This window comes from Fundicoccus sp. Sow4_F4 (assembly GCF_052116145.1).
In the GTDB taxonomy this organism is placed as follows: domain Bacteria; phylum Bacillota; class Bacilli; order Lactobacillales; family Aerococcaceae; genus Fundicoccus.
Genome location: NZ_JBQKLQ010000001.1, coordinates 239,531 through 264,160 on the forward strand (window position 1 = coordinate 239,531; position 24,630 = coordinate 264,160).

The window sequence follows — 24,630 nt, forward strand, 5'->3', positions numbered from 1 at the left end:
ATGGAAGTAAAAGAATTAGTGAGTGTCTTATCTGACACTCAAGTGTTGGGTAAGGATTATTCAACTCTTGAGTTATCATCCATTGTCAATGACACACGTAAAGTTAAAGAGAATAGTTGTTTTATTGCAATTAAAGGTGAACAGTTTGATGGACATCAAGCATTAGCATCCGTCGTTAAAGAAGGTGCTAAATTACTGATTGTCGAAGATATTCCAGACAATTGGCAAGAAATGGATGCAATGATTGTTAAAGTAACCTCTACTTATCGAGCGCAAGCTATACTAGCGAATAAATTTTATAATATGCCATCTCAACAATTGAATTTAGTGGCTGTCACAGGAACGAATGGTAAGACTACAACAAGCACCATGATTAGTGATTTATTAATGGCGCTTGGACGTAAGACTGGCTTAGTAGGCACGATTCATTATAAAGTTGATCAAACGTATTATCCTGCGGTAAATACAACACCCAATGCTCTGGAACTTCAAAGTTTATATGCTGAAATGCTTTCAGCTGGCTGCAAGGATGCAATTATCGAAGCATCTTCACACGCCTTGTCATTAGGTCGTATTTGGTATAGTGATGTTGACTGTGCCATATTCACTAATTTAACTCGTGAGCATTTAGACTTTCATAAAACAATGGAACACTATGCCTATGCTAAAAGCTTACTGTTCGCTCAAATGGGGCAACAGTTTCATTCAGGTAAACCAAGGATCGCGATTATTAACTTAGAGGATCCTTATCATGAAGTCATGATAGCTGCTACAGCCGCTGATATTGTTACTTATAGTTTGTCGGATACTAAAGCCACTGCTTATGTAAGTGATATCGAAAGCCAACGTGGCACAACGACTTTTGTGCTACATTATGCAGGCAAAGCCCATACTGTTAAATTACCGATGCTAGGTGAATACAACATCTCAAATTATTTAGCTGCATTTCTAACAATGACCATTTATTATGGTTTTCCTGTTGAGGATGTTTTAATAGCAACTAGTGAATTCCGTGGCGTGACAGGCAGAATGCAGTCAATCGATGAAGGACAAGATTTTACAGCCATTGTTGATTTTGCTCATACCTCCGATGCGTTGGAGCGAGTGTTACAAGAACTATCGAGCCGTAAAACTAGAAAATTAATTGCCTTAACTGGACACAGTGGTGGAAACCGCGATAGTGGTGCGCGTCCTGAACTAGGCGATTTATTATTTAAGTATGCAGATGAGATAGTGTTCACTGCTGATAATCCACGATTTGAAGGTGTGGACAAAATCGTGAGTGAGCTTGTCCAACAACATACTGAAAAACCATATGTTGTGATTGAAAAGCGTGAGGAAGCAATTGAATATGCTATTACACATGCTGGAACGGATGATATTATTTTATTCGCTGGTAAAGGTGGAGAAGCGTATCAAATTATTAAAGATGAGTATATCCCTTACGATGAGGTCGCTGTCGTACGCAACACGTTAAAAAAACAGTTAACAAAATAAACCCAAGATAGCTTAATTAGATAATTGACAAGGAGAACATTTATGGAACTTTTAATACCTTTTTCAGTAAGTTTCGCACTTACTGTTACCATTATGCCATTTTTTATTGGCTATTTTAATTATAAAAAAATAGGTCAGACGACTCGTGAGGAAGGGCCTTTGTGGCATGAAGCTAAAACAGGAACACCAACAATGGGTGGGACGGTTTTCGTCATTTCGATTTTAGTTACTTTGTTAGTTTCAGCTTGGTTACTCAATATGTTGGATTCAAGTGTTTGGATGATTTTATTAACCTTTTTATTTTTCGGTGGGATTGGTTTTATGGACGATTTCATTAGTATTTTTAAAAAGCAAAACGAAGGTTTAACTTCTAAACAAAAATTTATTGCGCAATTGATTTTTTCAGTATTGATTATCGGCTTAGGCTATCTACTAGGCGCCAAATTCTCACTTCCATTTCTTTCAATGACCGTGATAAATCCTTTAATCGTCACACTATTTAGTGTCTTCTGGATTACTGGTTTTTCAAATGCAGTAAATATTTCCGATGGTTTAGATGGATTAGCCGGCGGCTTGAATATTATTGCTTATGGTGCTTATTTTTACTTAGCGATGCAAACCGGTCAAGAGTCAATAGCTCTCGTTTGTTTAGTAGTAATTGGTGCATTATTAGGCTTTTTATTCTATAATAAGAAGCCTGCAAAAATATTCATGGGCGATGTTGGATCTTTAGCTCTAGGAGCAGGGTTAGCCGTCATCTCATTAGCACTAAACCACCCTTGGAGTTTAGTAATTATCGGCTTAGTGTTTGTTTTGGAGACAGCAAGTGTCATCATTCAAGTGGCTGTGTTTAAGCGAACGAAAAAACGAGTATTCAAGATGAGTCCAGTACATCACCACTTTGAAATGAGCGGATGGTCAGAAACTAAAGTTGTATTTGTTTTCTGGGCTGTAGGGATTATCGCGGCCTTATCATACTTTACTTTAGCTGGCTTACTTTAATTAGAAGAGGAATAAATTATGCTAAAGAATATTGAATTTAACAAGCACAAAGTTCTAATAATTGGCTATGCAATGACTGGCAAAAGCGTTGCAGAATTTTTATTAGAACAAGGTGCAAGTATTACTATCAATGACCGAGGGGATCTTAGCCAAGACCCGTCGGTTAATTTACTTTTATCGCAAGGTGCCAAAGTTGTCACAGGTGGACACCCTGTAGAATTATTAGAAGAGTCTTTTGATTATATTGTGAAAAACCCTGGAATACCTTACTCAATCCCAATCATAAAAAGAGCAATAGAATTGAAACTGCCAATTTATACGGATGTAGAATTAGCCTCTTGGATCAGTGAAGCTGCTCTTATTGGTGTGACAGGTAGTAACGGTAAAACAACGACAACAAGTTTAATTCATCAGTTTTTATCCTATCGAAAAGAGGGCCAAGCTTATTTGGCCGGCAATATTGGTGTTCCTAGTTTAGAAGTCGCCAAACTAGCTAAAGCTGAAGATGATATGATTATTGAACTATCTAGTTTTCAGTTGATGGGAACAGAGAAATTATGCCCCAATATTGCAGTGATTTGCAATGTTTACGAAGCACATTTAGATTACCATGGTACTCGAGACGCTTATATAAAGGCGAAACTAAATTTAGTTTCCAATGTATCGGCAAATGAGTCTGTTGTATATAATTATGATCAACATGAACTCAGAGAGTGGTTGGAAGATAATATCGCCCAGAAAGTACCGTTTTCTGTTAACGCAGTCGATGACTTCGTAAGAACAGAAGGTGCTTATCTGGAAGACGAGACGTTATGCTTTAAAGGTGAAGCTGTTGCATCCCTAACAGACATCCAGATACCGGGATCTCATAATGTAGAGAATGTTCTAGCCGCTTTAGCGGTTGCGAAATTAAAAGGCATTTCGAATTCTAATATTCAAGAGGCTTTACATCGTTTTAACGGTGTCGCGCACAGAATTCAACCAATTGGCCAATTTAAAGAACGTCATTTTTATAACGATTCTAAAGCAACGAATATGACAGCAACTATTACAGCTTTAAAAAGCTTTAATACACCAATTGTTTATATTGGTGGTGGCTTGGATCGTGGGAATGAATTTGATGAATTAATCCCTTACTTGAGTCATGTAAAAGCGGCTTTCCTTTATGGAGAGACTAAAGAAAAAATGGCAAAAGCATTTTTGGAAGCTGAAACAGCGCAAATTAATATCAAAGAAAATCTAACGGAAGCAACAGAAGCAGCATACAAAGCGGCAAAAAAAGGTGACACAGTGCTATTATCACCTAGTTGTGCTAGTTGGGATCAATTTAAAACCTATGAGGTTCGTGGTCAATTATTTGTGGATGTGATTCAAAACTTAATAAAAGAAGAGCCATACCAAGATTAAATTAAGGAGTGAAAGCAATTGAAAGAAATCAAGCGAATTGTTCTTTCTGGTGGTGGAACTGGTGGGCACATTTATCCAGCTCTGGCATTATATCGCGAAATCCAAGCAAAGTATCCGAATGTTGAGTGTCTGTATATCGGTACTGAAAAAGGGTTAGAAGCATCAATCGTACCAAAAGCGGGCTTAGCCTTTAAAAGTATTGATATCCAAGGGTTAAAGAGAAGCTTATCTCCTGAAAATATTAAAGCCGTATGGTTGATGATGACAAGCACTAAAAAAGCCAAAAAATTATTAGCAGAATTTAAACCTGATGTCGTCATTGGGACGGGAGGCTATGTTTGTGCACCAGTTTTATATGCAGCTGCTTCAATGAAGATTCCATCGATGATTCACGAGCAAAATAGTGTCGCTGGAATCACGAATAAATTCTTGAGTAGATCAGTTGATATAATTGCAACATGTTTTCCAGAAGTTGAGAAAGACTTCACTAAATATGCCGATAAAATACGTTATACAGGTAACCCAAGAGGTCAAGAAGTGATCCAATCGAAAATGGATGCTACTATTTTAAAAAATCAATTTGGCTTAAGTCCCAGTTTATCAACAGTCCTAGTATTTGGAGGGAGTCGAGGGGCACCTGCAATTAACGAGGCCGCATTTACTGCAATTGACAACTGGTCGGATAAAAATTATCAAGTCATTATCGCAACTGGTACGATTCATTATGAGGATTTTTTAAAGACATTAGCCGATAAGAAGCTAACACTTCCTAATAACATAAAAGTTGTCCCTTATATAGACAATATGCCGGCCGTTTTCCAAGCAATTGATTTAGTTATCTGTAGAAGTGGAGCAACCACTCTAACTGAATTGACAGCATTAGGCTTACCAAGTATATTAATACCAAGTCCTTTTGTGACAAATAATCATCAAGAGGCTAACGCTTTATCATTAGTCAATAATGGTGCAGCTAAAATGATCAAACAAGCAGATTTAACTGGTGACAGTTTATTTAACTTTGTCGACGAAATCATTAAAAACCCCAATCAATTAGCGTCAATGAAACAAGCTGCCCTTGAATTAGGCATTATAGATGCGTCAGATCGTCTCATTAAAGAAATTGAAACGCTTATCTCATAAAGAGTTGACTGGAGTCATATTTCAATAGTGAAGGAGGTGACAACATGGCAAACTACCGAATAGGCGCAGAGGATCTTCAAAAGAATTATCAACGTCAAAGGAAGACATTAAGTGAAAGAAGTGACCAACCAACGACTGTACCGATGGGGAATTATCGCATTGATCAGGAAGGAAATCCGATGTTGCCTCAAGCAAGTATCCCTGTTCAATCATCCGCTCCTTTAGAGGATTTGGATTATTTTAACCAAATGGCTGAAGCCGAAGAAATAGCGACACCTTACCGCGAAAATGTTTATGATCTAGCTGATTATCGGCAAACCTCAACAGATCACAATGAAGCTTATCAGAAAAATTCAACTTTAAATGCAGAGCGAGTGTTTAGAGAACCAACATTTGAAGGGAATCATCGTCTGGATACTCGATCGAACTGGGAAAAACTTAATCAAAAACTACAAACAATTATTAATCCTGCAGGCAATAATACAAGTATTCAAAAGTTGCCTAGAGGCTTAATTAAATTATCATCGATATTCTTTTTCATTTATTTGTTGATGTTAATCGCTGGCTGGCAATTATTGCCATTTAACAAAGTGAACCAAGTTGTTGTCACCGGAAATAACTATGTCGAAAGCGAAGCGATAGAGCTTTCCTCTCGTATTAGAGACACGGATGCAGTTGATGATGTTATCAGCCAAAGACAAGCAATTGAAGCTAAAATAATCGAAGAGAATCCTATTATTGAGAGTATTGTCTTCACACGCGATAATTGGATGCAATTGCAAATGAAGGTAACGGAACATCAAGTGGTTGCGAAAGTAGAAATAAACGGTCACTATGTCCCTATTCTGACTAATGGTGAAATGCTAGATGACCAAATAACGATTTCAACGATTACAGATGAAGCGCTCAATAACTTGCCAACTTTGTCTGGATTTTCTCAAAAAGGAAAATTAATCGAATTGACCACGATTCTAAGACAGGTAGAACAGGCAGTTTTGACAAAGATTGATACTATTCAATTAATGAATGATCCTCAAAAACCAAATGGCATTCATGTAGAAATGAAAGACGGGAATAAGGTGCGTGCAATAATTTCAACATTTGCTCAAAAAGTCAACTTTTACCCTGAAATGGTCCAACAAATTGATGGTCAAATTGGTACAATAAATCTTGAAGTTGGAGCTTACTTTACACCAGATAGCGAAAATGCTAATAGTGTGAACCTTGGCACTAATTAAGATAAACATATGTTACTAATTGATAAAGAACTATGATTTTTCTTCTTTTAAAATCAAGTTTGTGCTACTATATTATTTGAGACATAAGTAGAAATTATTAAATGCTCCTTATTCAATTAACAAATCAAGAAGGGGGTTAAAACCTGAATGAGAAACCAAGAAATTTTTGTGAGTTTAGATATCGGGACAACTTCCATTAAAGTCGTTGTAGCGGAATACATAAACGGAAACGTCAATATTATTGGCGTTGGAAATGAAAAATCACGTGGATTAAGCCGCGGCGTAATTGTAGATATTGATGAAACAGTTTATTCAATTCAACAAGCTATCTCTCAAGCCGAACGTAAGGCAGGGGTTAAGATAAATGAAGTGGTGGTAGGAATACCAAGTAATAAATTAGCCATAGAATCCTGTCATGGCATGATTGCTGTAGCGAGTGAAAACAGAGAAATTACATCGAAAGATGTAGATAATGTTATTTCTGCAGCAAAAGTACGTTCTGTTCCACCAGAGCGTGAAGTCATCAGTATTATACCTGAAGAGTTTATAGTTGATGGATTTACAGGAATTCGTGATCCAAGAGGTATGATTGGTGTGAGACTTGAATTGTACGCAAGTTTACTAACAGGTCCACGCACGATTATTCATAACATTAAACGCTGTGTCGAAAAAGCAGGTTTAAAAATAAATGAATTAGTACTTCAACCACAAGCAATCGCAACTGTGGCACTTTCTCAAGACGAACGAGAATTTGGTACGGTAATTATTGACATGGGCGGAGGCCAAACGAGTGCTTCAATCATGTACGATGACCAATTAAAATATTCGTTTGTAGATCAAGAGGGCGGAGATTTCGTAAGTAAAGATATTTCAGTTATCTTGAATACATCGTTAGACTCAGCAGAAAGAATTAAACGAGAGTACGGATATGCAGTATCTAGTCAAACTTCTTCAGAAGAATATTTCCCTGTTGAAACTGTGGGGCAGAAAGAACCTGTTCGAGTAGATGAAAAATACTTATCTGAAATCATTGAAGCGCGTCTTGTTCAAATATTTGAGACGATTCATGAAGATTTAACAGCAGTAGATGCATTAGATTTACCGGGTGGTTTTGTACTCACTGGTGGAGCAGCTTCATTACCGGGTGTACTTGAGTTAGCTCAACAGTATTTTGGAGAACAAGTTCGAATTTATATTCCAACTCAAATGGGTATGAGAAATCCTATTTATACAACAAGTATGGGAATGATTGATTATGTTGCTGGGCTAGATGATATTCATCGTATCGCTCAAGGAACTTATGCAAGCATCAGCCCATCCACACAAGCTTCTCCAGATTTTTCTAGAGAAAGACAGAATGTTCAACCAAGACCTGGAACTCAAACATCTAATCCACAATATTCAAACAAAGATTCTAAAGCAAGCGCATCTCGAGAGGTCTCTCAAGGATACTCCGACAGAAAAGCTCGCGCACAAGATTATGAATATGATTCTTTTAAACAAACAAATCAATCAGCTAATCTTGATGAATCAATGTATTATGAGGATTATCAAGCGGATCGTACTCAAGAAACAGAACAAACTGTTTCTTACCAAGAAGACGAGCCAAATCCAAATAGTCTTATTGGCAAAATACGATCATTTTTCGCTACATTTTTTGGTTAATAACGACCTAACAAAACACAGGAGGAATTCACATAATGGAATTATCATTTGATTCAACAACCAATACAGAAGGTGCAGTAATTAAAGTTATTGGAGTCGGCGGAGCCGGTGGGAACGCCGTAAATCGCATGATCACAGAAGATGTGCAAGGTGTTGAATTCATTTCAGCTAACACAGACACACAAGCGTTAAATGGTTCCAACGCAGAAGTGAAAATTCAATTAGGACCTAAAGTTACTAAAGGTTTAGGAGCAGGATCATTACCAGAAATTGGTGAGAAAGCTGCAGAAGAAAGTGAAGAGCAAATCAGACAAGCTTTAGAAGGTGCTGATTTAATTTTCATTACCGCGGGGATGGGTGGAGGTACCGGTACAGGTGCTGCACCAGTAGTAGCTAGAATTGCTAAAGAGTTAGGCGCTTTGACAATTGGTGTTGTCACTAGACCCTTTACTTTTGAAGGACCAAAACGCGGACGCTATGCAGCTGAAGGGTTACAAAAGTTAAAAGAAAATGTTGATACTTTAGTAACAATCGCAAATAACCGTTTATTAGAAATTGTTGATCGTAAGACACCAATGCTTGAAGCTTTCAGCGAAGCAGACAATGTATTACGTCAAGGCGTTCAAGGTATCTCTGATTTAATTACATCTCCAGGTTACGTAAACTTGGACTTTGCTGACGTTAAAACAGTTATGAAAGACCAAGGTACAGCATTAATGGGTATTGGTACTGCATCTGGTGAAAACCGTACAGCAGAAGCAACTAAAAAAGCGATTTCTTCACCATTATTAGAAGTGTCGATTGACGGCGCAGAACAAATTATCTTGAATATTACGGGTGGAGCAGACTTAAGCTTATACGAAGCTCAAGATGCAAGTGAAGTGATTGCAGCAGCATCAAGCAGTGACGTAAACATTCTATTAGGAACTTCTATCAATGAAGCCTTAGGAGATGAAGTTCATGTTACAGTGATTGCGACAGGAATTTCAACAGAAAAAAATGAAAAAGCAAAGGCTGCACCTCGTCAGCCACGCTCTAATTTTAATCACACAAATGAATCGGTAGTGAAATCTAATCCAGTTCAAACAGAACCTACACAAGAGACTTCACAAAGACAAGTTCGTGAACCAGAACGCGATTTGTTCAGCAATTGGGACATTAAACGTGAAGACAACCAACGTGATGTGGCAAATGTAGATAGTGAAAAACCACAACGTACGTTCCAGAGACCATCAAGCGAAGTTCCGAATCGTCAAACAGAAGGTTCAAGTGAAAATGACGAATTAGATACACCACCTTTTTTCCGTAAAAGAAACCGTAACTAGTCCTTAACGATGTCATCTAAGTTAAGTATAATTAACAATTGGGAGGAGACCATTTTCGGTTTCCTCTTTTTCAATATTTGTAGTAAAATAGTAGAGTACAGTTATTGTTAAAATAATGATTAGATTTAGAAAAGATATGAAGACATGCACTTATTAGATTGGAGTGACAAATGGGTATTTTATTATTTAATTTAGTTAAATCTTTTTTTAGCTTGTATAGTATGTTGCTAGTTATTTATGCGTTATTATCTTGGTTACCAGGTGGTTATGAAAGCCAGTTAGGTAAAATTGTTATAAAATTAAGCAGACCCTATCTAGACTTTTTTGATCGATACATACCACCAGTTGGTGGCATTAGCATCAATGTCATGATTGCTATTTTTGTGTTGCAATTGATACGTAATGGGTTGCTAGGGTTATTGATTAGACTATTCTAAACAAAGGGTTTAGGAGGTTATACAATGAATGAAGAAGTGTATCAACATTATCGAAAAGAAGAACAAACATTTATAGACCAGGTGTTTGGTTGGATGCAACAAGTTGAAAATCGTTATGCACCTTATCTGAGTGTCTTCCTTACACCACGTGAAGCGATGATTGTCACGCGATTAATTGGTAACAGCGATACAATCTTACTAAAAATGTTTGGTGGTTATGAAGGGGCAGAAAGAAAAAGAGCCTTACTCTATCCAGCTTATTATGAACCTCAAAATGAAGACTTTGAAGCTGCTGCGTTAAACATTATTTTTCCAGTAAAGTTTGCTAATATTAGTCACGGTAAAATTTTAGGTACATTAATATCTACTGGAATTGACCGAGAAAGAATTGGCGATATCATTACTGATGGTGAAAACTGGCATGCAATAGTTGATTATAATGTTAAAGAGTATTTCAAACTGCATGTAACAAAAATTGGTAACGTTGGCGTGAGGTTAGAAGATATTGCTTTTGAAAATTTACTAGAATCTAGTGAAAGTTGGGAAACTAAAACAATCATAGCAAGTTCACTTCGACTTGACACTCTGCTTGCAAAAGTCTATAATTTCTCAAGACAGCGTGCGAAAGATTCAGTTTCTTCAGGCATGGTAAAGGTTAACTTTATGGAGATGGATCGTAGTGACGTGACAATAGGTGAGAATGATATTGTATCACTTCGTAGATCAGGTCGATTCTGGATAGACACTATTGATGGAACGACAAAGAAGGATAACTATCGTTTGACTATTAATGTGTTAAAAGTGTAATAAGCATTTTGAATTAACGAAAATTATCGCAACAAAGATAAATGGAAGGACGTGTAATTGTGGGCTTAACACCAAATGAAATCCTTAGTAAAGAATTTGAATCTAAATTCAGGGGTTATGATATTGATCAAGTAAATGATTTTCTTGACGTAGTCCGTGTCGATTATGAGAAAGCTTTAGATGAAAATGAAATTTTCAAACGAAAGTTAGCTGATTCTGAAGAAAAACTGGAGTACTTTGCTCAACTGCAAGACTCTTTAAATAGCTCAATAATGGTTGCACAAGACGCGGCTGAGCGATTAAAACAGAACGCACGTAAAGAAGCCGAATTGATTCTATTCGAAGCTGAAAGAGAAGCGGATCGTGTGATCAACGAAGCATCGGAGCAAGCTAAACGTATTTATAATGAGAATGAAGAATTAAAACGTAATAGTGGTATTTACCGTCAACGTTTAACACAAATCATCGAATCTCATCTATCGATGATCCAAGATAAAGAGTTTGTCGAGTTATTTGATAGTGAATTTGCGGATTCGTTTGTTTATCCTAAAGCGATTGAAAAAGATCAAGACATTTCAACAGAAGAAGTTCTTGAAACTGAAGAAGAACCTTCAGTTCAAGAAGATGTCAATTTACAGGATACGTTAGAATTCAAAGATTCCCTTCCTTTAAGCCAAGAGGAGTTAGAACACTTAACTCAACACACACAAACGAGTGTATTAGAGGAAGAAGCAGAAGAAGATATCCAAGTCGAAAAAGCGCCTGAAACTCCAATGGAGAGTGTCTTAGGACAGACTATCCGCATCGATTTACCGAAATAAGGTACAGAACATATTGATTTAATTATATTCAAAGCGAGTCAAGGTCGGTGTAAGCTTGACAGTCACTAATTAAATTAAGATCCTCTGTATACATGCACAATGAACTAAAGTAGTTGTAGCCGCTTAAAGAGCGTTATCATGAAAGAGTGATGATTTATTTCAATAAATCATAAGCTGGGTGGTACCACGTTCTGACGTCCCTTCATTATGAGGGGCGTTTTTTATTGTATTTTATTATTTTTAATTAATTAAAGTTTTAATGAAGAATAGGGGAAAAAAATGAAACTGAAAGAAACATTAAATTTAGGTCAAACAAATTTCGCTATGAGAGCGAATTTACCGACTAAAGAAGCCGCCATGCAAGTAGAGTGGGATGAAGCTGGTTTATACAAGCAAATTCAAGAAAAAAATATGGGGCGTCCGACGTATATTCTCCATGATGGTCCTCCATATGCCAATGGAGCGTTACACATGGGACACGCTTTAAATAAAGTTACCAAGGACTTTATTGTTCGTTATAAATCTATGTCTGGTTTCCGTGCACCTTATGTTCCGGGTTGGGATACACATGGATTACCAATTGAATCAGCTTTAACTAAAAACGAAGGCGTTGATCGCAAGCAATTCTCAGTAGCTGATTTTCGACGTATGTGTGAAGAATACGCACTACGTCAAGTAGAAGGCCAAAAGAAATCATTCAAACGTTTAGGAGTTACTGGTGAATGGGATAATCCCTATTTAACATTAAGTCCAGAATATGAAGCGGCCCAAATTAGAGTGTTTGGTCAAATGGCCGAAAAAGGCTTTATTTATAAAGGGTTAAAACCAATTTATTGGTCACCATCAAGTGAATCATCTTTAGCTGAAGCCGAGGTTGAATACCATGATATTACGTCGCCATCGGTTTACGTCGCATTTAAAGTAAAGAACGGTAAAGATGTTGTGGCGGATAATGTAGAATTCGTAATCTGGACAACAACTCCTTGGACATTAGCTGCTAATTTAGGGATTTCAGTCGATCCAAATGCTAAGTATGTTGAAGTATTAGTTAACGACCGTCATTTTATCGTGGCAGAGGACTTATTATCGCATGTGGCGAAAGAAGTTGAATGGGAAAACTATGAAGTGGTTAAAGAGTATCAAGGAGAACAGTTCGATCGGTTAACGGCACAGCATCCATTCTATGAGCGTGAATCGTTATTAATGGTAGGTGATCACGTAACGATGGAAACAGGTACTGGTTTAGTTCATACAGCACCAGGACACGGTGAAGATGACTATTTAATCGGTTTAGATTATGGATTAGAAATCTTGTCACCAATCGATAACCGTGGTCACTTTACAGCACAAGCGCCAGAACTTGAAGGGATGTTCTACTTAAAGGGTAATAAAGTCATTATTGAAAAATTAACTGAGAGTGGACATTTATTAGCTCAAGATAAAATTAAACATAGTTACCCTCACGACTGGAGAACCAAACAGCCTGTTATTTATCGTGCAACTCCCCAATGGTTTGCTTCAATAGATAAATTCCGTAAAGAGTTGTTAGAGTCAGTTGAAAATGAGGTGACTTGGTACCATCCATCTGGCGAGAGACGTATCTTTAATATGATTCGTGATCGTGGTGACTGGGTTATCTCACGTCAAAGAGTATGGGGCGTTCCACTACCAATTTTCTATGCTGAAAATGGTGAACCAATCCTCTCAAGCGAAACAATTGATTATGTAGCAGATCTATTTGAAACGCATGGTTCAAATGTATGGTTTGAACGTGAAGCTAAAGATTTATTACCTGAGGGTTATACTCATCCAGGAAGTCCGAACGGCGAATTTACAAAAGAAAATGACATTATGGATGTATGGTTCGACTCTGGAACATCTCACGCAGGTGTATTGAAACAACGCGACGACTTATCTTTCCCAGCTGATTTATATCTTGAAGGATCAGACCAATACCGTGGATGGTTCAACTCAAGTTTTACTACATCAATTGCTGTAAATGGCGTACCACCATACAAAGGTGTCTTATCACAAGGTTTTGTAATGGATGGAAAAGGTCAGAAGATGAGTAAATCTGTAGGGAACGTTATTCTTCCAGAGGAAATTATGGAAGATTTAGGAGCGGATATCATTCGTTTATGGGTGTCTAGTGTCGACTACGAAAATGATGTGAGAGTATCCAAAGATATTCTGAAACAAGTTTCCGAATCATACCGTAAAATCCGAAATACAATTCGTTTCATGCTTTCAAATGTCTCAGATATTGATCCAAGTACAGGGTTAATTTCTGAAAGTGATTTACGTCCAGTTGATCAATATATGTTAGCTAAATTCAGAATTCTAACAAAAGATATTCTGGCAGCGTATGAAGCTTTTGACTACTCAACTGTTTATAAAAAAGTAATTAACTTTATTACGGTTGACCTATCAGCTTTCTACTTAGATTTTGCTAAAGATGTTCTATACATTGAAGCAAAAGAATCTTACGAAAGACGTGCAATGCAAACTGTAATTTATACAATTCTACGTGATTTAATTCCATTGTTAACACCAATTTTATTGCATACTATGGAAGAAGCTTGGCATGTATTGCCTGGAGTTGAAGCTTATGTGCAACTAGTTGACATGCCTAAAGCGACAGACACACCTGAAGATGTCGAAACACTAGCAAAATGGAGTACTTTCTTCGACGTGAGAGATGCTGTCAATAAGGCTTTAGAAGAAGCAAAAAATAATGACACACAGCCAATTAAAAAATCATTTGAAGCTAGTGTTACATTATATGCTTCAGAAGCAGTTCAAGCAGAATTGACTAGCTTATCTGATCATTTAAATCAATTATTAATCGTTTCGAAATTTGAAATGGAAGCGACATCTGAAAAACCAGAGAATGCTTTAGTAGTTGATGAAGTAGCTGTTTTAGTTCAACCAGCGCCTGGACATGTTTGCGATCGTTGTCGAGCTGTAAAAGTCGAAGTTGGAACAATCGAGAACGCACCAGAATTATGTTCAAGATGTTATAATATTGTGATGGACAATTTCCCAGAATACTTTGAACAAAACGAAGCTTAATATGTCAAGTTTGAGTCGTATCAAATGATTTCAAAGAAACTCTAAAGACTCAATGAATATCTTAAAAGCACCAGAAAGTCGCTAAGGCGATTCTCTGGTGCTTTTTTTAGTATAAAATTTGCTAAGTTTATGATGCCAAGTGTTTGCAAGTTCGTCGAAGTATAGAGCGAAATTCGCTTCAAACGGCTAGCTTATAAACCTATTTATTAGTTTTAACACATGAACTCATCCTTAGAGTCGATACGTTAAACTAAGTTTATCTCCCATAGCAGTCATAGGAATTAAATCATAAAGATGCACTGCATATATTCAATTCATCAAGTCTTTCAAGCTTAGCTAATCATAGTAAAAAACAGCCATTAAGGAAAATCCATGCTGGTTGCTTAAATGTAATATGAGATACCTACTGTTGGGAACAGAGCTAAATAGTAATGGTAACTTGCATTTATTAGTATGTTAGTAAACTAAAAAGACAAGAAAGAATTGTTAATCCTTATATTAACAAGCGGTATCTCAATTGTTAATTAATTTTCGTACTGTTTCGCGTTCGATCAATTCATGAGGGATAACGATTCGAACGCCAGTAGTTAACTCATTTTTATTGTTTAGCTGATCGATGAGTGTTTGAGTCCCGCGTCGACCTAGTTCTTGGATTGTAATATCAATACTCGTCAGATAAGGGTGCATAAGTGTAGCGAAAATCGAATTGTTAAAGCTAATTAAAGACAAATCATCCGGAACTTTATAATGATGTAATTGAGCTAGCTGTAAGACTCGCAAGGCAAAGATATCATCGATTACGACGACTGCTGTAGCTTTTGTTTCGGTTAAACTTTCACCAAAGTGCATATAATCATCTGGGCCATGAAGTTTTATCGCTGGAAAAGTATCATAACCAGCCAACATTAAAGCTTTTTGATAACCGAAGTATCGCTCGAAATATATAATTTCATCCGTTGTATTGGTTACAAATAGAATACGTTTATGCCCATTCTTTATTAGAAATTCTGTAGCGTGTTTGCCTAATAGCTGATTGTCATTATCAACATAAGAAATTTCATCTTCATATCGGTAAGGTTGACCAACCAAAGTAAACTTAATTTTATGAGTCGTTAAAAACTCAATAATTGGATCAGAACGATCCGAATATAATAAGATAAATCCATCAACCTGTCTTTGCCTATGCATTTGTTGGACGTTATGAAGTAAACTATCGAAATTTCGAGCAGAAGCAATTGCAGTTGCTAGACCATGCTTGCGTGATTCCTCGTTGATTGCTTCAATAATTTCAAGGTAGAAAGGGTTCCCTAATCGTTCCTTTGAATCTAAAGGAGGAAGGATTACCCCAATGGCATTAGAGGCGCCTTTACCCAAGTTTTGTGCGTTTTTGTTAGGCACATAGCCCATTTCTTCCATGACTTTGCGTACTTTTTTCTTGGTGGCGGGTGATATACTGGGGTGATCATTTATCACTCGTGACACAGTAGAAGTAGCAACGTTGGCTTTTTTAGCGACATCTTTTACAGTAACGGACATATTATTCCTCCTCTACTTATTTGACATAGTTTATCATACTACTAGAATAACCTTTTGTCTTGTTCAAATTATTAAAAGCGATATTAAGAGGATGTTATCCTTAGGAGCTTAATTGTAAAGACTAAGAGAAAATTTCCTTTTAATTTATTATTTTCATTAGACTCAAGTTTAGCGAAAAGGATAAAAATAGCACTTGATCTGTTTAAAAATAACACACGATAAAGAGAAAATTAAAAAATTACCTAAAAATCATTTGATCTTTTCTTGCAATTTACCAGCTGATATTTTCTATAAGAAATATTCAATATTTAGAAAAAGATGTGGGAAAATATTAATAATGACAAGTGCCATGCTGTATTTATCAATGGCCTTAAATTGAGAGCGCAAACTTTCTTAATTTTATAGGGGATTTACCAATATTATCAAGATTAATGTATTTAAGGACAAATATTTCGGATAAACAAACTATACCAACGCAACCGATTGCACAATTGAACGATTGGTTATATTCTTATAAAGTGAGAATTATCATGGTGTAAAATGTCATAAAAAGGTTTACAAATTGTTAGAGAGAGACTATAATATAATTTATCGAAACCGCTTGCGTTACTAACTGAATCTTTAGGAGGAATAATATGAAAAAAATATTTAATTTCGAATTTTGGCAAAAGTTCGGGAAAGCTTTAATGGTTGTTATTGCTGTTATGCCAGCAGCAGGACTTATGATTAGTATTGGAAAAACTCTTCCGCTAATTAATGCAGACTTAGCAGTGCTTGTGACAGTTTCAAGTGTCATTGAGAATATTGGTTGGGCAATTATTGGAAACTTGCATTTATTGTTTGCCTTAGCAATTGGGGGAAGTTGGGCTAAAGACAAAGCGGGTGGAGCATTCGCTGCTGGTCTTGCATTTGTGTTAATTAATCGAATTACTGGCTCAGTATTTGGTGTAACTGGAGATATGTTAAATGATCCAGAAGCATTTACTCATACTGTGTTTGGCACGAAAATTATGATAAACGGATTCTTTACGAGCGTATTAGAAGCACCAGCGCTAAACATGGGCGTGTTTGTAGGGATTATTGCAGGTTTCGTTGGTGCGATGGCATTTAATAAATACTATAACTTCCGTAAATTACCTGAAGCTTTATCATTCTTTAATGGTAAACGCTTTGTACCATTCGTAGTTATCTTATGGTCGACACTTATCTCACTCGTTTTAGTTATGGTTTGGCCATATATTCAAGCAGGAATTAACAATTTTGGTTTATGGATTGCTCAATCGCAAGATACTGCGCCAGTATTAGCCCCATTCTTGTATGGAACGTTAGAACGATTGTTATTGCCATTTGGTTTACACCATATGTTAACTATTCCTATTAACTATACACAATTAGGTGGAACATATACGATTCTTTCAGGTGCACAAGCAGGAACTCAAGTGTTTGGTCAAGATCCACTTTGGCTAGCATGGGCAACTGACTTAGTAAACCTACGTGAGGTTGATGTCTCACAATACGAATATATACTAAATGGTTGGGTACCTGCTCGTTTCAAAGTGGGGCAAATGATTGGAGCATCAGGTATCTTGATGGGCTTAGGATATGCAATGTATAAAAACGTTGATATGGATAAGCGTACAGATTACAAATCCATGTATCTATCGGCAGCATTAGCTGTCTTTCTAACGGGAGTTACTGAACCATTAGAATTTATGTTCATGTTTGCGGCAGTACCATTATATGTAGTCTATGCTATTATTCAAGGGACAGCATTTGCGATGGCAGATATTCTACCATTGCGTCTTCATTCCTTTGGTAACATTGAATTACTTACTCGAACACCATTAGCTTTTAAAGCAGGTTTGGGTGCAGATTTAATTTACTTTGTAATTGTTGTCATCATTTATGCAGTACTTACTTACTTTATAGCTAACTTTATGATTCGCAAATTTAACTTTGCAACGCCAGGACGTAACGGTAACTATGAATCTGATAGCAGCGAAACGACAACGACAGAACCAGGTTCAGTTGATAAACAAGTTGCGTCAATTGTTGGTTTACTAGGTGGAAAAGCTAATATTGTAGATGTTGATGCTTGTATGACACGCTTACGTGTAACTGTTAAAGACAGTGCAGCAGTTGCGCCGGAGAAAGAATGGAAGAGATTTGGTGCAATGGGCTTACTTGTGAGAGACAAAGGAGTCCAAGCAGTTTACGGACCAAAAGCTGATGTGTTAAAGTCAGACATTCAAGATTTATTAGATTCAGGTGTCGAAATTCCAGCTTACACAGCAGTTGATACACATGATGAATCACTAGTTGTAGAAAAGGGTGTAACGCCAAATTTCGGATCAGCTAAAGTTGATCTATTAAGTGTAGCAAAAGGCTATGTTATACCAATCAATCAAGTCAATGACCCAGTATTCGCCGAAAAAATGATGGGTGATGGATTTGCTGTAGAACCAACGGACGGTAAAGTGTACTCACCAGTTTCTGGTAAAGTATTATCAATATTCCCTACAAAACATGCGATTAGTCTCCAAACAGATACAGGAATAGACGTGTTAGTTCATATGGGCTTGAACACAGTTGAAATGAAACACAATGCGTTCAACTTGCAGGTAACTGAAGGACAGACAATTGAAGCGGGGGACCTATTAGCAAAGATGGATTTAGAAGCTGTTAAGGCTGAAGGAAAAGAAACAACAATTGTTGTAGTATTCACAAATAGTGACACAGTTAAATCTTATCAATTAACTGAAACTGGATTGAAAGATGCGAAAGCACTAATTGGTCAAGTTGAAAACTAAGCGAATAGAACACCGTAGAAAACTAGGAATTTATTCCTGGTTTTTTATGTCAGAATAGGAAGGGGACTAACATGGCGAAAATCATGACTTTAAATACTCACAGTTGGATGGAAGAAGAAGCAGAGAAAAAACGCCAGCAACTTGTTGAGCACTTAGTAGAAGCGGATTATGAAATTATCGCATTACAAGAGGTCAATCAACTGCTTAACTCTGAAACAGCTATAACGGATGCCTACTTTCAGCCATTAGCCGATCAATCGGATATTCACCAGGACAACTTTGCATATATGTTGGTAGAAGAGCTGAAAGAAAATGGTATAAATTATTACTGGACTTGGACGGCAAGTCATATAGGTTATGGTCGTTATGCGGAAGGAGCAGCTATTTTATCCAAACATAAAATTGAACCAGCTAGTTTCTTAGTTTCATTAGAAGATGACTTTTCCGATTATCACACGCGTCAAATTCTGCTTGCTAAGACTCAATTACTAGGCAAAGAAGTTAGGGTCTTGAGTGGTCACTATTCTTGGTGGAATCCAGCCAGAACATCAGGGTTTTCCTATGAATGGGACAAAACCTTAGGTTTTCTAAGTCAAGAGGAGACTCCAATCATATTAATGGGAGATTTAAACAATGCCGCTGATGTTAAGGGTGAAGGCTATGACTACGTTCAAGAAACCGCTCCTTTCTTGTTAGATACTTACAAGATAGCAGAAGAGGTCGTTGGCCGTTATACCGTAGAAAAGAGTATTGACGGTTGGGAAGGGAATCAACAGAAATTACGCATTGATTATATCCTGATTTCTAAACCGTTTAGTGTGGCACGTTATCAAGTGATATTTGATAATGTTTCAAGTCCAATTGTAAGTGATCATTATGGTGTAGAAGCCGAACTATTTATCTAAACGCAATAAACCAATAACCCCTTAGGTCTTTTCAGGCTTAAGGGGTTATTTATGTTGAATGACTATAAAAAAGCATGCCACTTTTAGATGGCATGCTTACTGTTAGTGTTGATTCATATGCATTTCTTTTTGTTGATCAGAAATTTCTAATAACTTATCACGCAATTGATTTTCCATACTTTCTAATTCTAATTGAGCAGTCGCTCTTTGTTGGCGGCCCTCTTGTTGAATTTTAAGCGTTTCTTCAATCGTTTGAATTAAGTTACTTTGTGTTTTCTGTAAAGTTACTAAATCAATAACACCGCGTTCAGATTCACGAGCTGTATCAATGGCACTTTGTTTCAACATCTCTGAGTTTTTAGTTAACAAGGTGTTCGTAGTTTCAGAAACTTGTCTTTGTGAGACAGCAGCATTTTGCTGACGTAATAGAGTTAAAGCAATTGTAATTTGGTTTTCCCATAAAGGAATTGCAGTGTGAACGGAGACTTGGATTTTTTCTGCCAAGGCTTGGTTCGTATTCTGAATCATTCGAATCTGTGGTGCTTGTTGAATTGTCATTTGGCGAGTTAAACGCAAATCATGAGTTCGTTTGTCTAAACGGTCTAAAAATTGATTCAAGTCACTAACCACTTGGACATCCATTTGACTATTACTTTCACGGGCTTTTGTTATTGCTTTTGGAATAACTTCTTCCTGCATTTCTTGCATTTTTAATTCTCCAGCGGCAATATAAATGTTCAAGGCTTCAAAATAGTCTTTATTTTTCTGATAAAGTTGTTCTAACATCATGTTGTCATTTAATAACTCGTTTTTTTCACGTTCTAAGCGAATGACAACTTTATCAATTTGACTACCAATTTGCTGATACTTCATTTGAGTTTCAGTAATCGATGCTTTCACTTTACCAAATAGGCGTTTAAAAACATTAGGTTCTGCTGAAAGGTCTTTAGGGTTTGATGTTTCTAATGTTTGCATCAAGTCTGTTAAGACATCTCCGATTTCGCCGGTATCTTTCATTTGCACAGTTGCTAGCATGTTATGTGAGAACTCACTCAATTTTTTCTGAGCATTCGATCCATACGCTATAACTGCGGACATATTTGTTTCATCAATTTGTCCAGCTAAGTCACGGGCTTGCTTCTTGCGATGTTCTGGTAAACGCTCAATCAGTTTTTCAGTTGTCACAGCTCTTTGTGCCATCATAGTTGCATCGGCTAACTCAGTTTGAACGGCACTTGCACGGTCCGTTGATTCTTCGTTGAAGGGATTTGATAATAGATCATTAAACTCCGGACTCATTTGAGCATCTAATTCGTCAAAAATATCGATTGTTTGCTTCTTATCTTCAGTCATAATATCCTCCTTTATTTACTCATCTGCTTGATCAGCTAACCAATCATTGCTTTCCTTTAGTATAGCATCAACAGAATCGGTCATGTTATCAATATCCTCTTGCTCAGAAGACATTTGTTGTCTGGCTGCTTTACGAGATAAATTACGATTAGCTAATTTGATTTCATCCTGCATTTCATTGTAAGTGTCTTGGTGGAACAAGACATATTCATCAGTAATTTGTTCACAGATTTGTTCAATTGTTTGAGCACTTTTTTCTAAAATTAAATAAGTCTGCTTGTTCTTCGCAACGTGTCCATTAATTTCATTATACTTTAAGATCAAATCTTCTAAAGAAGGTAAGAACTTGTATAAGAATTGACTCGCTTGAGTAAAGCGGGTAGGGTCTTCAACAATATCTTTAAAAAAGTTTTGTGCGACTTCAATTGTATTGTATCTCACTTCAATCGCTCTTAATTTAGCTGTTTTTGCAATACCAGTTTCTACCGATTTGATTTGGTCACGCGCAATAGCCATTTGAGATCGGAAGTACTCAATCTCTGTCTCCGTTAGTCCCTCATTATAGTAATGTTGAATTTTATCTTTATTAGTAAAATTCATTTGAGTGGTGGTTGATGAATAACCTTTGCTACGCGTACTCAAGAACAATCTGGCAAACAAACATAATAACCAAACGAAGAATGATGAGCCTAGAACGAAACTAGCCACCACCGCACTTGTCTCAAAGGCACCTTCATAAATAGAGTACGAATTTGTAATCAGTATTGATGTCATAAACACACAGAAGATACCAATGTAATAAATAGCTTTTAACCAAGAAAAGTTAAAACTTACTTCCAATTTGCTAAAGATTACGGTTAATAGAATAGTGTTAACGATAATACTTATGACCACAGATAGAGTGTATCTAGAGAAAAAGGCTAATTGTCCAAAGACCCCACCAGAAACTAACAGCGCAATACCGACAAAAATTAACACACCGATACGGCTCTTGAGTTGCGTTTTTTCAGCTGAAGATAAATTCTTACCTGCTACTAAGTTGTAAATATTTATACATAAAATGATAAATATTAAAAAGCAGAAAATTATATACCCCATAAAAATCATTATTGTTTCCTCCTTTAAATTCCTAATAATTCTTTACACTATTAGATTACCATAAGTCTTGTTTGGACTTATCGGACTTGAGGCTTATCTATGGACAATTCTATCTATTATCTTAAATAATCATGACATTTCATAAAAAGAATCGAGACTAAAGATGGATTAAGCTATAATAAGAGTGTGTTTAAATGTTAAATGAAGTTAACATAAAATAATGAAAGTATCAGAGGTGGAAACAGATGAAAGTAGAGAACAAAGATATCAATTTTTTACAAGATCCACGCCTAGTATCTAGTGAGATGATTTTTGACGGTGCGATTTTACGGTTATATCTGAACCAAATTAAATTGGATAGTCAGCAAATTGTCTCGAGAGAATTATTACATCATCAACCAGCAGCGGCTATATTAGCAGTTACAAAGGAAGATAAGGTACTATTAGTTAAACAATATCGACCAGCAATAGTTGAAGAAATTTATGAAGTACCTGCGGGGATCCTAGATTATTTAGATACAGGAACCGAAGAGGCTGAAGTAGGTGCAATAAGAGAGCTTGAAGAAGAAACAGGTTATCGTGCCAACCAAATAGAACGATTAGCAAGTTTTTATGTCACTCCAGGCTATTTAAATGAAGAAATTATTTTGTTTTCTGCCACAGATTTAGTCAAAGTCGATCACCCCTTACCTCAAGATGAGGATGAAAATGTAACAGTCCATGAATTTTCTCGCTCAGAAATCCAAGCCATGTTAAAGGTTGGAGAAATTAAAGATTTAAAAACACTATATGCCTTACAGATTTGGTTAAATAATTAAGACACTAAAGTAGAAAGGGAAGTGTTTTATGAAATTTCGCACTAAAAAAAATCAAAAGAGTCATAAATACGATGAGTATTTAGCTTACGACGAGTCGAAGCATGGACCTGCGAGTGAATCATTGGATGTTGATAGTAATCAAGAGCCTGACCAAATAGAAGGTCCGCTTTATGATCCACAAGCTCTTAACCAAGCTGTAGATGACAATTATCAATATCCGCAAGGAGAATTAAACCCATATGCTTATGATTATCATGAGATGGCAAATGAACTAGAGGAGTATCGTGAAGAGGTGACTGAGTCCTATGACACGCCAAATACTTTCTATAATAATGAGACGCTACCAGAAGAAGGGTATCCTTCAAGGCAAGCTTATCTACAAGCCCAAAAAGCTTATGAAGCCGAAGTGAAATCTATTCAAGAGGTCTATGAAGATGATAATGAGCAAGGCAATGTACGTCGTGCTAAATACAGTGCAAAGGTCGATCGTTTTTTAACTAATGGTTTAATCGTAGTCGGTGTTTTATTAATTGCCGTCTTATTGATTGCATTTTTAGTATGATATTAAAAGGAGAAAACATTAAATGAAAATTGGTATTATTGGCGCAATGGAAGAAGAAATTCGTTATTTAAAAAAAGTAATAAAAAATCAAGAAACAATCCATCATTATAATTTTGAATTTACAAAAGGACAGCTTGGTCAACATGATGTTGTTTTAGTCCTTTCTGGCATAGGTAAAGTAAACGCTACTGTCAGTGCTTTGTTATTAAAAGAAAAATTTGATGTGGATGTTATGATTAATACTGGATCGGCAGGAGCAATTGACCCAGTTTTAGAAGTAGGCGACATTGTTATCGCACATTCTTTAACGCATCATGATGTCGATGTGACAGGCTTTGGCTATGAGCCGGGACAAATGGCAGGGATGCCAAACGTTTATTACCCGAATACTCAATTAATGAGAATCGCTCAAGAGGTATGTCGCACGATGGACATGGAACCTATTATTGGACAGATCGCCAGTGGAGACCAGTTTATTAATAGTGGTGATAAAATCAAAGCAATTGCTACAACATTTCCAACTGTACGCGCAGCTGAAATGGAATCAGCAGCCATAGCGCAGACGGCTTATGTTTTAGGCGTACCCTTTGTAATCATCAGAGCAATTTCTGATCGTGCCGATGATGAAGCGAGCATGTCCTTTGATCAATTCATTTTATTTGCTGGAAAAGTATCCGCAACAATTGTGACGAAGCTAGTTGAGGCCATTCCAGAAACTATAAAAGTCACAGATGATTAAAATTAGATTAAAAAGGTTGACAAAAAAGACTTGATATCTTATTATTATCTTAAATAATAAAGCGAAACCTATTTGGTTTTAATTTAAGACAAAGAGATAGGAACTATTTTGTAAGAGAGTTTGCGGTAGCTGAAAAGCAAATCCTAATAGCCTGTTTCAACACAGCTTAAATTCAAATGATTTTTGCCGTTTGCCACGATATAGCTTCAGTTACTCTGTTAACTGTATGAGATGAAAACTGTGAGGTTTTCATGAATAAAGGTGGAACCACGTTATGACGTCCTTTAATCCCTAGTTGGATTAACGGACGTTTTTTTTAGGTAGTGAAGCCTTGGACTGTCGCGCAGGTCAAATTTGTTGTTGCTACACAATGTTGAATAATAAAATTAAAGTGGGGG

The 24,630-nt window shown here is 36.6% G+C and carries 19 protein-coding genes; 16 read left to right on the top strand and 3 right to left on the bottom strand.

Annotation, left to right across the window (positions count from 1 at the left end):
- From ACTQ5J_RS01135 to ileS, 11 genes are all read left to right on the top strand, one after another.
- The gene (locus ACTQ5J_RS01135; RefSeq protein WP_441750139.1) at positions 1–1,497 is read left to right on the top strand and encodes a UDP-N-acetylmuramoyl-L-alanyl-D-glutamate--2,6-diaminopimelate ligase; all 1,497 of its coding nucleotides are present in this window, start codon (positions 1–3) and stop codon (positions 1,495–1,497) included.
- A 42-nt stretch (positions 1,498–1,539) separates the two neighbouring features.
- Entirely contained in the window at positions 1,540–2,499 is a 960-nt protein-coding gene (gene mraY, locus ACTQ5J_RS01140; protein WP_441750140.1) for a phospho-N-acetylmuramoyl-pentapeptide-transferase, read from the top strand.
- 18 nt (positions 2,500–2,517) lie between these two features.
- Complete coding sequence (gene murD / locus ACTQ5J_RS01145; protein WP_441750141.1) at positions 2,518–3,906, top strand: UDP-N-acetylmuramoyl-L-alanine--D-glutamate ligase; 1,389 nt, start codon at positions 2,518–2,520, stop codon at positions 3,904–3,906.
- 18 nt (positions 3,907–3,924) lie between these two features.
- Positions 3,925–5,046, top strand: a complete 1,122-nt coding sequence (gene murG / locus ACTQ5J_RS01150; protein WP_441750142.1) for an undecaprenyldiphospho-muramoylpentapeptide beta-N-acetylglucosaminyltransferase — start codon at positions 3,925–3,927, stop codon at positions 5,044–5,046.
- A gap of 44 nt (positions 5,047–5,090) precedes the next feature.
- A complete protein-coding gene (locus ACTQ5J_RS01155; protein ID WP_441750144.1) occupies positions 5,091–6,284 on the top strand; it encodes a cell division protein FtsQ/DivIB in 1,194 nt (397 codons plus the stop codon).
- Between the two features lie 147 nt (positions 6,285–6,431).
- Positions 6,432–7,949, top strand: coding sequence for a cell division protein FtsA (gene ftsA / locus ACTQ5J_RS01160; RefSeq protein ID WP_441750145.1), 1,518 nt, complete (start codon positions 6,432–6,434; stop codon positions 7,947–7,949).
- Between the two features lie 35 nt (positions 7,950–7,984).
- On the top strand, positions 7,985–9,274 hold the full coding sequence (ftsZ, locus tag ACTQ5J_RS01165) for a cell division protein FtsZ (RefSeq protein ID WP_441750146.1): 1,290 nt from the start codon (positions 7,985–7,987) through the stop codon (positions 9,272–9,274).
- Between the two features lie 170 nt (positions 9,275–9,444).
- Positions 9,445–9,711 (top strand): YggT family protein, encoded by a 267-nt coding sequence (locus tag ACTQ5J_RS01170; protein WP_441750147.1) that lies wholly within the window; start codon positions 9,445–9,447, stop codon positions 9,709–9,711.
- A 24-nt stretch (positions 9,712–9,735) separates the two neighbouring features.
- On the top strand, positions 9,736–10,518 hold the full coding sequence (locus ACTQ5J_RS01175) for an RNA-binding protein (RefSeq protein WP_441750148.1): 783 nt from the start codon (positions 9,736–9,738) through the stop codon (positions 10,516–10,518).
- 59 nt (positions 10,519–10,577) lie between these two features.
- Complete coding sequence (locus tag ACTQ5J_RS01180) at positions 10,578–11,339, top strand: DivIVA domain-containing protein (protein ID WP_441750149.1); 762 nt, start codon at positions 10,578–10,580, stop codon at positions 11,337–11,339.
- A gap of 279 nt (positions 11,340–11,618) precedes the next feature.
- Positions 11,619–14,411: an isoleucine--tRNA ligase gene (ileS, locus tag ACTQ5J_RS01185; RefSeq protein ID WP_441750151.1), complete on the top strand. Its 2,793-nt coding sequence runs from the start codon at positions 11,619–11,621 to the stop codon at positions 14,409–14,411.
- 513 nt (positions 14,412–14,924) lie between these two features.
- On the opposite strand, the gene ACTQ5J_RS01190 is transcribed toward ileS, so the two are convergent.
- Positions 14,925–15,947, bottom strand: a complete 1,023-nt coding sequence (locus ACTQ5J_RS01190; RefSeq protein ID WP_441750152.1) for a LacI family DNA-binding transcriptional regulator — start codon at positions 15,945–15,947, stop codon at positions 14,925–14,927.
- 635 nt (positions 15,948–16,582) lie between these two features.
- Between ACTQ5J_RS01190 and ACTQ5J_RS01195 the strand changes: the two genes are divergently transcribed.
- Both ACTQ5J_RS01195 and ACTQ5J_RS01200 read left to right on the top strand, forming a co-directional pair.
- The gene (locus tag ACTQ5J_RS01195) at positions 16,583–18,757 is read left to right on the top strand and encodes a PTS transporter subunit IIBC (RefSeq protein ID WP_441750154.1); all 2,175 of its coding nucleotides are present in this window, start codon (positions 16,583–16,585) and stop codon (positions 18,755–18,757) included.
- A gap of 71 nt (positions 18,758–18,828) precedes the next feature.
- Complete coding sequence (locus ACTQ5J_RS01200) at positions 18,829–19,662, top strand: endonuclease/exonuclease/phosphatase family protein (RefSeq protein ID WP_441750155.1); 834 nt, start codon at positions 18,829–18,831, stop codon at positions 19,660–19,662.
- Positions 19,663–19,764: 102 nt separating this feature from the next.
- On the opposite strand, the gene ACTQ5J_RS01205 is transcribed toward ACTQ5J_RS01200, so the two are convergent.
- Entirely contained in the window at positions 19,765–21,015 is a 1,251-nt protein-coding gene (locus ACTQ5J_RS01205) for a toxic anion resistance protein (protein WP_441750156.1), read from the bottom strand.
- Between the two features lie 15 nt (positions 21,016–21,030).
- The gene (locus ACTQ5J_RS01210; protein ID WP_441750157.1) at positions 21,031–22,122 is read right to left on the bottom strand and encodes a 5-bromo-4-chloroindolyl phosphate hydrolysis family protein; all 1,092 of its coding nucleotides are present in this window, start codon (positions 22,120–22,122) and stop codon (positions 21,031–21,033) included.
- Positions 22,123–22,358: 236 nt separating this feature from the next.
- On the opposite strand from ACTQ5J_RS01210, the gene ACTQ5J_RS01215 reads away from it, so the two are divergent.
- From ACTQ5J_RS01215 to ACTQ5J_RS01225, 3 genes are read left to right on the top strand one after another with little or no spacing between them, the layout of a single operon-like run.
- Positions 22,359–22,931, top strand: a complete 573-nt coding sequence (locus ACTQ5J_RS01215) for an NUDIX hydrolase (RefSeq protein WP_441750158.1) — start codon at positions 22,359–22,361, stop codon at positions 22,929–22,931.
- Positions 22,932–22,959: 28 nt separating this feature from the next.
- A complete protein-coding gene (locus ACTQ5J_RS01220) occupies positions 22,960–23,493 on the top strand; it encodes a hypothetical protein (RefSeq protein ID WP_441750159.1) in 534 nt (177 codons plus the stop codon).
- A gap of 22 nt (positions 23,494–23,515) precedes the next feature.
- A complete protein-coding gene (locus ACTQ5J_RS01225) occupies positions 23,516–24,232 on the top strand; it encodes a 5'-methylthioadenosine/adenosylhomocysteine nucleosidase (protein WP_441750160.1) in 717 nt (238 codons plus the stop codon).
- Positions 24,233–24,630 lie beyond the last annotated feature (398 nt).